The sequence below is a fragment of the Hoeflea sp. 108 genome (genome assembly GCF_000372965.1).
In the GTDB taxonomy this organism is placed as follows: domain Bacteria; phylum Pseudomonadota; class Alphaproteobacteria; order Rhizobiales; family Rhizobiaceae; genus Aminobacter.
This window is the reverse complement of the sequence record NZ_KB890024.1, coordinates 796,612-811,230: the sequence shown is the minus strand read 5'-3', so window position 1 is coordinate 811,230 and position 14,619 is coordinate 796,612. Positions and strand designations below refer to the sequence as shown.

14 protein-coding genes are annotated in these 14,619 nt (G+C 64.3%); 9 read left to right on the top strand and 5 right to left on the bottom strand.

Annotated features, from left to right (window positions below):
- Position 1 precedes the first annotated feature (1 nt).
- The 4 genes from fdhF to B015_RS0103995 all read left to right on the top strand — a co-directional run bounded on the left by fdhF (position 2) and on the right by B015_RS0103995 (position 4,562).
- Complete coding sequence (gene fdhF / locus B015_RS0104010; RefSeq protein WP_018426375.1) at positions 2 to 2,881, top strand: formate dehydrogenase subunit alpha; 2,880 nt, start codon at positions 2 to 4, stop codon at positions 2,879 to 2,881.
- Positions 2,882 to 3,034: 153 nt separating this feature from the next.
- On the top strand, positions 3,035 to 3,862 hold the full coding sequence (fdhD, locus tag B015_RS0104005; protein WP_018426374.1) for a formate dehydrogenase accessory sulfurtransferase FdhD: 828 nt from the start codon (positions 3,035 to 3,037) through the stop codon (positions 3,860 to 3,862).
- Entirely contained in the window at positions 3,852 to 4,106 is a 255-nt protein-coding gene (locus B015_RS0104000) for a formate dehydrogenase subunit delta (RefSeq protein WP_018426373.1), read from the top strand. Before fdhD ends, B015_RS0104000 begins: the two co-directional genes overlap by 11 nt.
- Positions 4,107 to 4,247: 141 nt before the next feature.
- Complete coding sequence (locus tag B015_RS0103995; RefSeq protein ID WP_018426372.1) at positions 4,248 to 4,562, top strand: hypothetical protein; 315 nt, start codon at positions 4,248 to 4,250, stop codon at positions 4,560 to 4,562.
- A gap of 30 nt (positions 4,563 to 4,592) precedes the next feature.
- Here B015_RS0103995 and B015_RS30395 read toward each other — a convergent pair whose 3' ends face one another.
- Entirely contained in the window at positions 4,593 to 5,237 is a 645-nt protein-coding gene (locus B015_RS30395; protein ID WP_018426371.1) for a DedA family protein, read from the bottom strand.
- Complete coding sequence (locus tag B015_RS0103985; RefSeq protein WP_026226856.1) at positions 5,234 to 5,833, bottom strand: methyltransferase domain-containing protein; 600 nt, start codon at positions 5,831 to 5,833, stop codon at positions 5,234 to 5,236. Before B015_RS0103985 ends, B015_RS30395 begins: the two co-directional genes overlap by 4 nt.
- A 220-nt stretch (positions 5,834 to 6,053) precedes the next feature.
- Between B015_RS0103985 and B015_RS0103980 the strand changes: the two genes are divergently transcribed.
- A complete protein-coding gene (locus B015_RS0103980; RefSeq protein ID WP_018426369.1) occupies positions 6,054 to 6,728 on the top strand; it encodes a response regulator transcription factor in 675 nt (224 codons plus the stop codon).
- The gene (locus tag B015_RS0103975) at positions 6,725 to 8,116 is read left to right on the top strand and encodes a HAMP domain-containing sensor histidine kinase (protein WP_018426368.1); all 1,392 of its coding nucleotides are present in this window, start codon (positions 6,725 to 6,727) and stop codon (positions 8,114 to 8,116) included. Before B015_RS0103980 ends, B015_RS0103975 begins: the two co-directional genes overlap by 4 nt.
- Before the next feature lie 95 nt (positions 8,117 to 8,211).
- Here B015_RS0103975 and B015_RS0103970 read toward each other — a convergent pair whose 3' ends face one another.
- Entirely contained in the window at positions 8,212 to 8,973 is a 762-nt protein-coding gene (locus B015_RS0103970) for a DeoR/GlpR family DNA-binding transcription regulator (protein ID WP_018426367.1), read from the bottom strand.
- Between the two features lie 231 nt (positions 8,974 to 9,204).
- Between B015_RS0103970 and B015_RS0103965 the strand changes: the two genes are divergently transcribed.
- The 3 genes from B015_RS0103965 (at position 9,205) to B015_RS0103955 (ending at position 13,131) form a co-directional block, all read left to right on the top strand.
- A complete protein-coding gene (locus B015_RS0103965) occupies positions 9,205 to 10,089 on the top strand; it encodes a choline/ethanolamine kinase family protein (RefSeq protein ID WP_018426366.1) in 885 nt (294 codons plus the stop codon).
- A 2-nt stretch (positions 10,090 to 10,091) separates the two neighbouring features.
- Entirely contained in the window at positions 10,092 to 12,533 is a 2,442-nt protein-coding gene (locus B015_RS0103960) for an FAD-dependent oxidoreductase (RefSeq protein ID WP_018426365.1), read from the top strand.
- 115 nt (positions 12,534 to 12,648) lie between these two features.
- Entirely contained in the window at positions 12,649 to 13,131 is a 483-nt protein-coding gene (locus B015_RS0103955) for a CAP domain-containing protein (RefSeq protein WP_040456007.1), read from the top strand.
- A gap of 154 nt (positions 13,132 to 13,285) precedes the next feature.
- Here the strand turns inward: B015_RS0103955 and B015_RS0103950 are convergent, their stop codons facing one another.
- Both B015_RS0103950 and B015_RS0103945 read right to left on the bottom strand, forming a co-directional pair.
- Positions 13,286 to 14,206 carry a DMT family transporter gene (locus B015_RS0103950; RefSeq protein ID WP_026226853.1) on the bottom strand — a complete coding sequence of 307 codons (921 nt, stop codon included), beginning with the start codon at positions 14,204 to 14,206 and terminating at the stop codon, positions 13,286 to 13,288.
- 115 nt (positions 14,207 to 14,321) lie between these two features.
- The gene (locus B015_RS0103945) at positions 14,322 to 14,579 is read right to left on the bottom strand and encodes a hypothetical protein (protein ID WP_018426362.1); all 258 of its coding nucleotides are present in this window, start codon (positions 14,577 to 14,579) and stop codon (positions 14,322 to 14,324) included.
- Between the last annotated feature and the right edge of the window lie 40 nt (positions 14,580 to 14,619).

The window sequence follows — 14,619 nt, the reverse complement described above, 5'->3', positions numbered from 1 at the left end:
CATGGGTCTCGTACACGAAATCGACTTCGGCACCCCTGCCTCCCAGTCCGAAAAGCAGGTCACGCTGACCGTCGACGGCTTTTCGGTCACGGTGCCCGAGGGCACTTCGATCATGCGCGCCTCGATGGAAGCGGGCATCGCCATTCCAAAACTCTGCGCCACCGACATGGTCGACGCCTTCGGCTCTTGCCGGCTTTGCCTGGTGGAGATCGAGGGCCGCAACGGCACGCCGTCGTCCTGCACGACGCCTGTCATGCCCGGCATGGTGGTCCACACCCAGACAGGGCGTCTCAAGGACATCCGCAAGGGCGTGATGGAGCTCTACATCTCCGACCATCCGCTCGACTGCCTGACCTGCGCAGCCAATGGCGACTGCGAACTGCAGGACATGGCGGGCGCGGTAGGCCTACGCGACGTGCGCTATGGCTATGAGGGCGACAACCACGTTCGCGCCAAGAACAATGGCGTCGAAAACTTCAAGTGGATGGCCAAGGACGAGTCCAACCCCTACTTCACCTACGATCCGTCCAAGTGCATCGTCTGCTCGCGCTGCGTGCGGGCCTGCGAAGAGGTGCAGGGCACCTTTGCGCTGACCATCGAAGGCCGCGGTTTCGGCAGCCGCGTGTCACCCGGCGCGCATGAACTGTTCCTCGACAGCGAGTGCGTGTCATGCGGCGCCTGCGTGCAGGCCTGCCCGACGGCGACGCTGACGGAAAAGTCGGTCATCGAGATCGGCCAGCCCGAGCACTCGGTCGTCACCACCTGCGCCTATTGCGGCGTCGGCTGCTCGTTCAAGGCCGAAATGCGCGGCGAAGAGCTGGTGCGCATGGTGCCGTGGAAGGACGGCAAGGCCAATCGCGGCCACTCCTGCGTCAAGGGTCGCTTCGCCTATGGCTACGCCACCCACAAGGAGCGCATCCTCAACCCGATGATCCGCGAGAACATCACCGATCCGTGGCGTGAGGTCAGCTGGGAAGAAGCGATCGCCCACACGGCCAAGGAATTCCGCCGCATCCAGTACCAGTACGGACGTGGCGCCATCGGCGGCATCACCTCGTCGCGCTGCACCAATGAAGAGACCTATCTCGTCCAGAAACTGATCCGCCAGGGCTTCGGCAACAACAATGTCGACACCTGCGCCCGCGTCTGCCACTCGCCGACCGGCTACGGCCTCGGCCAGACCTACGGCACGTCGGCCGGCACGCAGGACTTCGATTCGGTCGAGCACACCGACGTGGCACTCATCATCGGCGCCAACCCGGCCTCGGCGCACCCGGTGTTCGCCTCGCGCCTGAAGAAGCGGCTGCGCGCCGGCGCCAAGCTGATCGTCATCGATCCGCGCCGCACCGAGATGGTGAAGTCCGCGCATATCCAGGCCGAGCATCACCTGGCGCTCAAGCCGGGCACAAACGTCGCGGTGGTCACCGCGATTGCGCATGTCATCGTCACCGAAGGCCTGTTCAACGAGGCCTTCATCCGCGAGCGCTGCGACTGGTCGGAGTTCCAGGACTACGCCGAGTTCGTGTCGGACCCGCGCCACAGCCCCGAGGAAGTCGAGAAGCTGTCGGGCGTGCCGGCCGAGACCATTCGCGGCGCCGCGCGGCTCTATGCCACCGGCGGCAACGGCGCGATCTATTACGGCCTCGGCGTGACCGAGCACAGCCAGGGTTCGACGACCGTCATCGGCATCGCCAACCTCGCCATGCTGACCGGTAACATCGGCCGCAAGGGCGTCGGCGTGAACCCGCTGCGCGGCCAGAACAACGTGCAGGGCGCCTGCGACATGGGCTCGTTCCCGCACGAACTGCCGGGCTATCGCCACATTTCGGGCGACGCCGTGCGCGACATCTATGACAGCCTGTGGGGCGTGAAGCTCGACGACGAGCCGGGCCTGCGCATCCCCAACATGCTGGACGCCGCCGTCGACGGCACCTTCAAGGGCATCTACATCCAGGGCGAAGACATTCTGCAGTCCGACCCCGACACCAAGCACGTCTCGGCCGGCCTGGCCGCTATGGAATGCGTCGTCGTGCAGGACCTGTTCCTCAACGAGACGGCCAACTACGCCCACGTCTTCCTGCCGGGCTCGACCTTCCTCGAGAAGGACGGCACCTTCACCAACGCCGAGCGCCGCATCAACCGCGTGCGCAAGGTGATGACCCCGAAGAACGGCTATGCCGACTGGGAGGTGACGCAGAAGCTCGCCCAGACAATGGGCCTCAACTGGAACTACCAGCACCCGTCCGAGATCATGGACGAAGTGGCCAAGACCACGCCGTCCTTCGCCAACGTCTCCTACGACTTCCTGGAGAAGATGGGCTCGGTGCAGTGGCCGTGCAACGACAAGGCGCCCGAGGGCACGCCGATCATGCATATCGACGGCTTCGTCCGCGGCAAGGGCAAGTTCATCCGCACCGAATATGTGGCGACGGACGAACGGACCGGTCCGCGCTTCCCGCTGCTGCTCACCACCGGCCGCATCCTCAGCCAGTACAATGTCGGCGCCCAGACCCGGCGTACCGAAAACGTTGCCTGGCATGCCGAGGACCTGCTCGAAATCCACCCGCATGACGCCGAAAACCGCGGCCTGCGCGATGGCGACTGGGTCAGGCTGGTCAGCCGTGCTGGCGAAACGACGCTGCGCGCAACTGTGACCGACAAGGTATCGCCTGGTGTGGTCTACACCACCTTCCACCACCCCGACACGCAGGCCAACGTCATCACCACCGACTTCTCGGATTGGGCGACCAACTGTCCGGAATACAAGGTGACGGCGGTGCAGGTGTCGCCTTCCAACGGCCCGTCGGATTGGCAGAAGGACTACAACGACCAGGCCCAGCAGAGCCGCCGCATCGCCGGCCACATGGAAGCGGCGGAGTAGGATCGTGCGCGGGACGCAAGCCTTTTCTTCCCCCCGTTCACGGGGGGAAGGTGGCCTGCAAGGCCGGATGAGGGGCTGTGCCAGCCCCGAAAGGTTTGCGCTGCCCCTCACCTGCCTGCCGGCATCTTCTCCCCGTGAACGGGAAGACGAACGATGACCGACCGTCCCGCCATCTCCGCGACCTCCCGCCTCGCCCGCCGGGCGAGCGGCACGTCGGTGGCCAACCGCATGGTGCCCGAAGAGACGCCGGTGGCGCTGTCTTATGGCGGCACCACGCATGCAGTGATGATGGCGAGCCCTGCCGATTTCGAGGATTTCGCCCTCGGTTTCTCGCTGACCGAAGGCATCGTCGGATCGGCAGCCGAGATCGAGGCCATCGAGGTGCTCGACGTCGAGGCCGGCATCGACATCCAGATCAGGCTGTTCGACAAGGCCAACACGCGCTTCGAGCAGCGTAGGCGCCGCCTCGCTGGCCCTGTCGGCTGCGGTCTGTGTGGCATCGAATCCATCGAGGAGGCGATGCGTTCCGTCTGCGACGTGCACCGGCCGGCATTGCATCTTTCCGCCGACGACATCGTGCAGGCCGTGAAAATGCTTTCCAAAATGCAGCCGCTGCATGCCGAGACCGGCGCGGTCCACGCTGCCGGCTTCTATGTGCCCGGCAAGGGCGTGGTCGCGGCGCGCGAGGATGTCGGGCGCCACAACGCGCTGGACAAGCTGGCCGGCGCTCTGAGCCTGGCCGGCATCGACGGCGGCTCAGGCGCTGTCGTGGTGACCAGCCGCGTCTCGGTCGAGATGGTGCAGAAGACCGCGGCAATCGGCGCCCCCTTCATCATCGCCGTTTCGGCGCCCACGGCATTAGCCATCCGTACCGCCGAACAGGCCGGTATGACGCTCGTGGCACTCGTGCGCGGCGACGATTTCGACATCTTCACCCATCCCGACCGCTTGAATACCGGAGCCGCGAAAAATGTCGCATGACGACGAAGACAGGATGAGCACCAAGCAGAAGCTCGTCTACATGGCGAACCAGATCGCCACGTTCTTCGATTCCAAGCCGCATGACGAAGGCGTCGCGGGCATTGCCGAGCACATCAACAAGTTCTGGGATCCGCGCATGCGGCGCCAGTTCTTCGAGCTGGTCGACGCCGGTGGCGTGGGCATGAAGCCGACCGTGATCGAGGCCTCCGTCACCATCCGGCGTCCCAAGCAGGACGCAGCCTGAAGCGACAGATTGGACTTCTGACACAGTGCGGCCGGGGCAAGACCCGGCCGTTTTCCTTTTTGCCCCCGCTACATTCGTTAGAAATCCAAGCAAGTGCTAAAGTAAAAGACGGAGGCCGCCCAACCCTTGAGGGAGAGCAGCATGTTCGTGGCACGTTGGAAGATCGACGCCCGCTTCGGGCACAAGCAGAGTGCAATCGAGCTCATGCGCCAGTGGGAGCGCGAAATCGGCCCGCAGGCGGGCACCGACAAGATGGCGATGCAGATATTGACCGGCTCGATCGGCGCCAAGGAAGCGACGATCGAGGCCAATCATCATGTCGAAAGCCTGGCGCAGCTCGAAGATTTCTTCGCCCGGATTTCCAAGATCGAGGCCCATGCTCAATGGGGCAAGAAGCTCGAGCCGCTGGTGGTCTCAGGCTCGTCCTATTGGAACATCTATCGCGTCGTGGAATGACACGGCATATCGCCCGGAGCGCGCCCTGACCTATCGGGGTTGCGCATCGTGCTCCCCGAAAACCGAGTCCGGTTTCGGGGCAGATGTTTCTGGTGCTTTTCGGGCGCTGTGGCGCAGCGCCAGCAGGAAGACGATCTCGGCCACCACGACGATGGCGACGATCCGGAAGCCGATCGTCACCGGGTCGTGGTCGCCGTCGCGCATCAGATAGCCGCCGAACAGGAACGCACCGTTCCAGAGGAATGCGCCGATCAGCGTGGCAAGGGCAAAGGGCACGAATGACAGCCTGAGCACGCCGGCCTCGAGCGCCAGATAGGTGCGCGCGACGGGAACTAGCTGCGCCACCAGCGAAGCCCGGAAATTGTTGCGGCGATAGGCCTGCGCCAGCCGCTGATAGGTTTCGTGCCGCAGGAACACGTAGCGCCCGAAGCGCTTGACGAAGGCATCGGCTCGTTCATGGCCGAGCCAGGTGCCGCCCGCATACCAGATCATCGAGCCGAGCGTCGAACCGACCGTGGTCGCGGCCATGAACTGGACGAGCGTGGGAATGTCAGGCGCGACCGTCATGCCGAGGAACAGCAGCAGCACATGCGACGGCGGCACCGGAGAGATCTTCTCGGTGAAGGCGAGGCAGGCCGCGCCGACAAGGCCGAAACCGAGAAAGGATGGGATCATACAAAGCGCCAGTCGTAGCTCTTGGCCGGCTTCATTCTGACAAGACGGTAGACAGAAGCCGGCGGTATGTTGCGGAAGGTGTGTCCAACGCGCGTGACCTCCAAGTCAAGCCTGTCGAGCAAGGACTGGTCGATCGGGCAGCGGAAGCCATAGGTGAACAGATACATGGCGCCGCCGGGCCGCAGGTTGGAGAACACGCCTTCGAGGATCGAAGACGTCTGGCGCGGGGGGATGGCCAGGAACGGCAGACCGCTGATGACAGCACCCAGTTCAGGTCCGTCGAACAGCGGCAGATGGCGCAGTGCCGCAGCGTCGATCTCGAGGATGCGCGCGGCGGGATAGCGGTGGCGCAGCAGATGGGCAAAATCGGAGTTGAACTCGATCAGCGTCAGGTCCTGCTCCCTGATGCCGCGCCCCAGCAGTGCCTTGGTGAAGACGCCGGTACCCGCACCAAGCTCGAGCACCTTGCCGGCGTCGGCGCCGATCTCGCGCGTCATCAACGACGCCAGGCTGGTGCCCGACGGAGCGATGGAACCTATCTTGAGGGGGGCCGAGGCCCATGCCCTGAGGAATGACAAAGTATCGCTTGCAGCCATTTCGACCCTCTTTTGCACATCATCCGGGAGCGAATCACTCGCCGGCATCCTGTGCTGGCTGTTTGCGGCCACAGGATTACACATGCATTGCGGGAAATTGAGCCGGCCATGGCATTTCGGCAGTTGTAAGGAGAGCCGTCGTCTTTTCGCAATGTATTCGCAATGTTACAGCGCTAGCCGGGCCGCACATCGCTTTGTAAAGACGTCCGTCGAGGGAAAGATGCGCATATTGCTGGTCGAAGACGAGCCGGAACTGGCTTCCGCGCTACGCACGGCGCTCAAGCGGCACGACATGGTGGTCGACCATGCGGCGTCCCTGCTCGAGGCCGGCGATTATGCCAACGAAGATGCCTATGACGCCATCGTGCTCGACCGCCAGTTGCCCGACGGCGACGGCCTGACACTGGTGCCCAAGCTGCGCGCCCGCGGCAACACCACGCCAGTGCTGGTGCTGACGGCGCGCAGCGATATCTCCGACAGGGTCGACGGGCTGGACATGGGCGCCGACGACTACCTGGCAAAACCCTTCGCCTTCGAGGAGTTCCTGGCGCGCCTGAGGGCGCTGCTGCGCCGACCGGCGAACATGCAGACCCAGGTCATCCGCGCCGGCGACCTGTCCTTCGACTTCGGCCACCGCGAGGTTTCGGTGCGCGGCGAGCCGATGACGCTGCCCAGGCGCGAGTTGCTGGTGCTGGAAGCCTTGTTCAGGCGCATGGGCCGCATGGTGCAGCGCACATCGTTGATGGAAGCCGTGTTCGGTCTCGATGACGAGATCCAGTCCAACGCGCTCGACACCCATGTGTCGCGCCTGCGCCGCAAGCTTTCGGAAGCCGAATGCGGCGTCGAGATCAACGGCGTGCGTGGCGTCGGCTACCTGTTGCGCGAGATCGCATGAGACTTTCGCGGCTGTTTCGCTCCGTCAAGCGCTTCTTCCGCCCGCTCTCGCTGAAATGGCGGTTGGTGTGGCGCCTTGTGGTGCTGCAGGTGGCGTTGCTGACGCTGATGATCTTCATCCTGCTCGGCGGGCTGACCATCGCCGGCGTGATCCCGGACAATTACGAAGGTCGGGCAATCGACGTGCTGCGCAAGACAGTGCGCAAGGACGACGCAGGCAAGTTGACCCTCAAGGAAGGGCCATTGCTCGCGGGATTGCGCGCCGAAGTTCCCGACCTCTGGTTCATCGTGCGCGATACCGACGGCCACTCGATTTCGGAAGGCAAGGTGCCGGCCCTGCTGACCGACATTCCGGCATCCCTCGACTACATCGACAACGCAATCTTCGTGAAGAAGCTGGGCGGCACGCAGACGTCGGCGACCGTGCAGTGGGCCGATACTGCGGCCGGCCGCGTGCAGATTTTCACCGGTGCCCAAGGCGAATTCCACATCATGGCGCTGGTGTCGGTGACGCCGGAGCTGTTTACCGATGTCATCCTGCCCGTAGGCGGCGTAATGGGACTGGCGACCCTGATCGTCATCCCGCTTGTGGTGCGCAATGCCTTCAAGGGTATGCGCCGGGCGGCGGCACTTGCCGAGCAGATCGACGTCGAGGAGCGTGGCGTCCGCCTTCCCGTCGACGGCATTCCCACCGAAATCTCGCCGCTGGTGAAAGCCGTCAACGGCGCGCTCGACCGCCTCGACAAGGGTTATGAGCGGCACAAACGCTTCCTGGTCGATGCCGCCCATGAATTGCGCACGCCGGTCGCCATCCTCAACACGCGCATCACCTCGCTGCCGCCAACACCCGATCGGGCGCGGCTGCTGCAGGACACAGCACGACTGTCGAACCTGACGGACCAGTTGCTCGACATTCAGCGCCTTGGCCGACAGTCGGAAACGCTTGTAAATGTCGAACTGGTGGCAGTGGCGCGCAGCGTGGTGTTCGATCTTGCCCCGCTGGCCTTTGCCGCCGGCTACGAGATGTCGTTCGAGCCCGTGCCCGGCAAGGTGGTGGTCAGTGGCGACCAGACGGCGATCGAGCGCGCCATCACCAATCTGGTCCAGAACGCTATCGAGCACGGCGGCAATTCAGGCCAGATCACCGTCAAGGTGACGCGGGCAGCCACCATCGAGGTGTCGGACCAAGGCGACGGCGTGCCGGCGGCGGAGCGCGAGACGATCTTCGAACCGTTCTACCGGCTGCGCCAGCGCGGCCACGGCGCCGGGCTCGGGCTCAACCTGGTGCAGGAGATCATGCAGATGCATGGAGGCCGTATCGAACTCGCCTGCACCGAGGACAAAAAGGGCGCGTGTTTCCGGCTGGTATTCCCAAAGAACAGAGCCTAGAGCGCTTCCGCTTTTCTTCAAAACGCAGCCCCTCTATCTCTTTGTTTTTGAGCAATTCGGACGGAAAGCCGCGCCGCTGTTTTCCTGGAACTGCTCTAGCCGGCGACGGTCAACTCGGTGCCCGCCGTTGCCAGCGCGTCGGTCAGGTCGGCGGGCGGCGTAATGTCGGTGACGAGTTCGCCAACCCCCTGAAAGCCACAGACCTGGACAAGCCCCTTGCGGCCGAACTTGGTGTGGTCCGTGACAACAACCGAGCGCTGGCCACGCGCCAGCACCGTGCGGGCAAATTCGGCTTCCTCGAGATTGTAGTCCATCACCCCGTTTTCGGCGTCGACGGCTCCGGCCGAGATTACCGCGTGGGTGACGGCGAAACGGCTGACGAATTCGATGGCCGAAACGCCGAAAGCAGCACCGCTGTCACTGCGCAACTCGCCGCCGGCCATGTAGACCTTGTTGCCGTTGACCGTGGCAAGGGTGCGGGCAATGTCGGACGAGTTGGTGACGACGGTCAGCCGGCGATGGCCAAGCAGTTCGCGGGCGAGGTAGCTTGTCGTCGTGCCGGTGTCGAGCATGACCGAGTCGCCGTCCCGGATGGTGGCTGCAACCACCCGGGCAATGGCGCGCTTGGCTTCGGCATTTTCGCGCATGCGCCGCTCGAACGGCGCCTCTCCGACCACCGACGGCAGACCGATGGCGCCGTGCATCTTCAGGATCGAACCATTTGCGGTGAGCGGCTTGACGTCGCGCCGCACGGTTTCCAGCGACACGCCGAGCTTGTCGGCGAGATCGGCGATGGTGATCGTGCCCTCATCCTCGAGCAGGCGCAGGATTTCGCTGTGACGCTTGGAGTGGTTCATCAGGCGGCCCCGCTCGAACGGCCTAAATGGCCGATTTTGAGATTTTCTCTGACTGACTCTATCGCATTCATGGCGAGATTCTCAACATATACGGTCAAAAGAACAGCAAAAACCACAACTCCGGATTGACACTGCCGCTGCCGCCGCGTGAGACTGCCCGATAACAAGACTGGGACGCAACCGGACCAGGGCGCGAGGGGAACGCGCCAAGACACAGCACGGAGGGGCTTGATGTCGAACAGCGAAGACCGCATCCACGCCCTGCCGCTGTGGCACGGCCCGGTGACGATTGCACCGCTCAAGGGCGGCATCAGCAATGAAAGCTGGCTGGTCGAGGACCGGACCGGGCGCCACGTCGTTCGCTTCGGCAAGGACTATCCCTTCCACCATGTGTTTCGCGACCGCGAGGTGATGGTGGCGCGCGCGGCCCACGAGGCAGGCTTTGCGCCCGAACTGCAATATGCCGAGCCTGGCGTGATGGTGAGCGAATTCCTCGGCGCCAGGACCTATGGCGCGGACGACGTGCGGGCCAACGCCGCCCGCATCGCGCTTCTGGTCAGGCGCTTCCACGAGGAGATGCCGCGGCATGTCTCGGGCGCAGGTTTCATGTTCTGGGCCTTCCATGTCATCCGCGACTATGCCCGCACGCTCCAGGCTGGTGGCAGCCGGATGGCTGCCGAACTGCCGCGCTACCTGACACTGGCGGAGGCGCTCGAAAAAGCCCAGGCGCCGCTGCCGGTCATCTTCAGCCACAACGACCTTTTGCCTGCCAACTTCCTCGACGACGGCGACAGGCTGTGGCTCATCGACTTCGAATATGCCGGCTTCTCGACCGCGATGTTCGATCTGGCCGGCACGGCGTCCAATGCCGGCATGACGGCGGAGGAGTCGGACGAGTTGCTGACCGTCTATTTCGGCGGCAAGCCCGACCAGGCAATCCGCCGCTCCCATGCGGCCATGCAATGCGCCTCGCTGCTGCGCGAGGCGATGTGGAGCATGGTCTCGGAATTGTACCTCACAGCACCCGGCAGCGATTACGTCGCCTACACCGCCGAAAACCTCTGCAAGTTCGAGGCGGCGCTCGAAACCTACCAGAACCAGTACGGGAAACTGTAGTCATGGCCCTCCCCTCGCACGCGCAGATCGTCGTCATCGGCGGCGGCATCATCGGCTGCTCGACGGCCTATCACCTGGCACGCGACCACAAGGCCGACGTGATCCTGCTCGAACAGGGCAAGCTGACCTCGGGCTCGACCTGGCACGCGGCGGGGCTGGTGGGACAGCTGCGCTCGTCGGCGTCCATCACGCGGGTGCTCAAATATTCGGTCGAACTCTACAAGGGGCTGGAGGCCGAGACCGGGCTCGCCACGGGTTGGAAGATGACCGGCTGCCTGCGGCTCGCCACCAATCAGGATCGCTGGACCGAATACAAGCGGCTGGCGACGACGGCCAAGAGCTTCGGCATGGACATGCAGCTGGTGTCACCTGATGAGGTCAAGCGGATGTGGCCGCTGATGGACACGTCGGACCTGGTCGGGGCCTCGTGGCTGCCGACCGACGGCCAGGCCAGCCCCTCCGACATCACCCAGTCGCTGGCCAAGGGCGCGCGCATGCATGGCGCCAGGCTGTTCGAGAATGTGCGCGTGACCGGCTTCGAAATGAAGGACGGCCGCATACTGAAGGTGAAGACCGACCAGGGCGACATTGTCTGCGACAAGGTGGTGAACTGTGCCGGCCAATGGGCACGGCAGGTGGGCGCGATGGCCGGCATCAACGTGCCGCTACAACCGGTGAAGCACCAATATATCATCACCGAGAGATTGCCTGGTCTCGCCACCGATGCGCCGACGCTGCGCGACCCCGACCGCCGCACCTACTTCAAGGAGGAGGTCGGCGGACTTGTCATGGGCGGCTACGAGCCGAACCCGCAGGGCTGGACGACTGGTGACGTGCCCAACGACTGGGAATTCCGCCTGTTCGACGACGATTTCGATCATTTCGAGCAGCACATGGTGCAGGCAATCGAGCGTGTGCCGGGACTGGCCGATGTCGGCGTCAAGCAGATGATCAACGGTCCCGAAAGCTTTACCCCCGACGGCAACTTCATCCTGGGCGTGGCGCCGGAATGCGCGAACATGTTCGTCGGCGCCGGCTTCAACGCCTTCGGCATCGCCTCGGGCGGTGGCGCCGGCTGGGTGCTGGCGCAGTGGGTGGTGGATGGCGAGGCGCCGCTGGACCTCTGGGTGGTCGACATCAGGCGCTTCTCGGGTCTGCATCGCGATCGCCAATGGGTGTCGAACCGCACGCTCGAGGCCTATGGCAAGCACTACACGATCGGCTATCCGCATGAGGAATATGCGAGCGGACGGCCCTACATCGTCTCGCCTCTCTATGAGCGGCTAAAAGCGCACCGCGCCGTGTTCGGCTCCAAACTCGGCTGGGAGCGACCCAACTGGTTCGCGCCGGAAGGCATGGAAGCCAAGGACGTCTACGCCATGGGCCGGCAGAACTGGTTCGAGCCGGTCGGCGACGAGCACAAGCATGTGCGCGAGGCGGTAGGCGTGTTCGACCAGTCGTCCTTCGCCAAATACGAGATGGCAGGCAAGGATGCTCAGAAAGCGCTCGACTTCATCTGCGCCAATGACGTGTCGAAGCCGGCAGGGCGCCTGACCTACACGCAGCTGCTCAACACGCGCGGCGGCATCGAGGCGGATCTGACCGTAGCACGGCTGGCGGACAATAAATTCTACATCGTCACCGGCACCGGCTTCCGCACCCACGACCTCGCCTGGATCGGCGATCACATCCCGTCGGGGCTGGACGCGAGACTGGTCGATGTCACCGAACAGTTCGGCACGCTATCGCTGATGGGGCCGAACGCACGCAAGGTACTCGAAGCGGTCACGGATGCGGACGTTTCAAACGCAGCCTTCCCCTTTGGCCATGTCCGCGAGATCGAGATCGCCGGGGCGACCGTACGGGCGCTGCGCGTCACCTATGTCGGCGAACTCGGCTGGGAACTGCATGTGCCGATCGGCGCCACCGGCGAGGTGTTCGATGCACTGATGGCGGCGGGCAAGCCGCACGGCATCCGCCCTGTCGGCTACCGCGCGCTGGAATCTCTGCGCCTGGAAAAAGGCTACCGTGCCTGGGGCTCCGACATCACGCCCAACGACACGCCGTTCGAAGCCGGCCTCGGCTGGGCGGTGAAGCTCAGGAAGGACACCGACTTCCTCGGCCGCAAGCCTCTGGAAAAGCTCGGCAACGCACCGCTGACCAAACGCCTTGCCTGCTTCACCGTCGACGACAAGAACGTCGTTCTCGTCGGCCGTGAGACGATCCTGCGCGATGGCCAGCCGGTCGGCTACCTCACCAGCGGCGGCTACGGCTACACGGTCGGCAAGAACATCGGCTTCGGCTATGTCCGCAATGCGGGCGGCGTCGACGATGCGTTCCTCACAGGCGGCAACTACGAGCTGGTGGTCGCCATGGAGCGCGTGCCGGCGACAATCCATCTCGAGCCGCTCTTCGATCCGGCGGCGACAAGGGTGAAGGCTTAGCGCGTCCAAGTGCGACCCTTGGCGCGTCCAGCCGGGCGTGCGGCACTCGCCAAAAAGCCATGATCTGCCTTATCAACGGTCGGCCAAGGACGGACGACGAAACAAGGACAAGATCATGGCGCGACTGACGGGCACGGTTATGCGGGCGACCGCCTTTGGGTCCCTGCTGTTCCTGGCCGCCTGCCAGACGGGGTCCAATGTCGCCGGCGATGGGGCCGGCGCGTCGTCGACAGGCATCGCCTATCTGCAGACGATCCGCTCCGAGAATGGCTTGCCGCCGCTGAGCCCCGACTCGACGCTGGAGCGCGCGGCTCTGCAGCAAGCGGCCTACATGGCGCGCAGCGGCAAAATGGAGCACACCACCGGCTGGGGCAAGGATTTCGCCGCGCGTATGAAAGACGGCGGCGTCGAAGGTGCGGCGGCCGAAAACATCGCCCATGGCGGCATGGAGCCGGCCAAGCTGTTCTCGATGTGGATGAATTCCGCCGGCCATCGCCGCAATATGCTCGACCCGCGCTTCAGCAAATTCGGCCTCGCCTATGTGCGCGAGAGCAAAGGCAGCGACAAACGCTACTGGGCGCTGGTGCTCGGGCGATAACCAAGACGCGCTGGCTTCGACCGGCTCCCTCTTGGCTGGTCCCCACTTCTTCGCCGAGGCGGGACTCGCCATCCGGCGCCCCGTATCTGGGTGACAACTCCGGCGCGGCCCACTCGAACAGATCACTGGGCCGGCGAATACCCGCGCAGCGCCCTCAGTGCACGCTGGTCGGCACTGTCTCGGGCTCGGCCTTATCCACCACCTTCTGGCGGTGGAAGATGAACAGGCCTGCAACGACGATGACCGCCGAGCCGAGCAGGATCTGTGCATCCGGATAGTCCCCGAAGAAGACAATGCCCATCACCACCGCCCACAGCAGCAGCGTGTATTGCAGCGGCGCGAGCAACGAGGCGGGTGCGAGCTTGAGCGCGCGGGTGATCATCAGATGTGCCGCGCAGGCGACGACGCCAAGCAGCAGCATGGCCGACCAGTCGACGGCACTCGGCGGCCTCCAATCGGCTGCGGCGAGGATGCCGCCCATGACCAGTGCGCCGACGGTCTGCCAGGTGACGAGCGTGGTGTCGTTGGTGGCACGAAGCTTACGGCTCAGGATCAGGCTGATGGCGAAAGACAGGCTGCCGACGACGGCGAAAAGCGATGGCCAGGACAGCGACGCCGTCGACGGGCGCAGCGCGATGACGACGCCGCAGAAGCCGAGCACGATGGCGATCCAGCGGCGCCAACCGACCTTTTCGCCCAGAAAGAAGTGCGAGAGTGCGGCGATGTAGATCGGGCCTGCCATGTAGAAGGTCATGACGTCTGCCAGCGGCAGATAGGCGACCGCAGCGTAGAAGAAAGCGGTGTCGGCGGTGGCCAGCACCACGCGCAGCACCTGCAGGCCCGGACGCTCGACCTTGGTCAGCGGCGCAAGCCCCTGTCGGGCCAGCATCGGCCCGAGGATGATGAAGGCGCCGATGGAGCGGATCAGCAGAACCTGCCCGACCGAAAAACTCTCGACCAGCCATTTGCCCATGGCATCGTTGAGAGCGAACATGAAGTCGCCCAAAAGCATGAGCAGCACGCCCGCGAGAACGAGATTGCTCTTGGGGAGAGCGAGGGCTTGTCGAAATGTCATGGTGTCAGCGTCCGCCGGGCAACGGGCCCGGATCGCGCCTATCTATGCCCGGAACTTCACCATGGCGAGGGCAAAAAGTCCTGGACCATGCGTTCCAGCGTCGCAGAACCAGCGGTTACGGCTTGGGCGGCACGACGACGGGGCGGTAGATCACCACAGGCCTGTTCCAGTCGTCGAACGCAGCCTGGCGGTCGCGGAATTCGGCGCGGCGGTCGAGATCGATGCGCTGCAGGCACTCGGCAAAAGCATCGTTGCGCTGGCTGAAGCCGTAGGAACGGCACTTTGCCTCGTCGCGGGCGCGCTGTTCTTCCGCCGACACGCAACCGGCAAGCACGACCGCAGTAAGCAGCAACAAGATGGTCCTGAGCTTCATGGCGACGCCTCGCATTCAAACTTGATTCCAGCTGGCGACT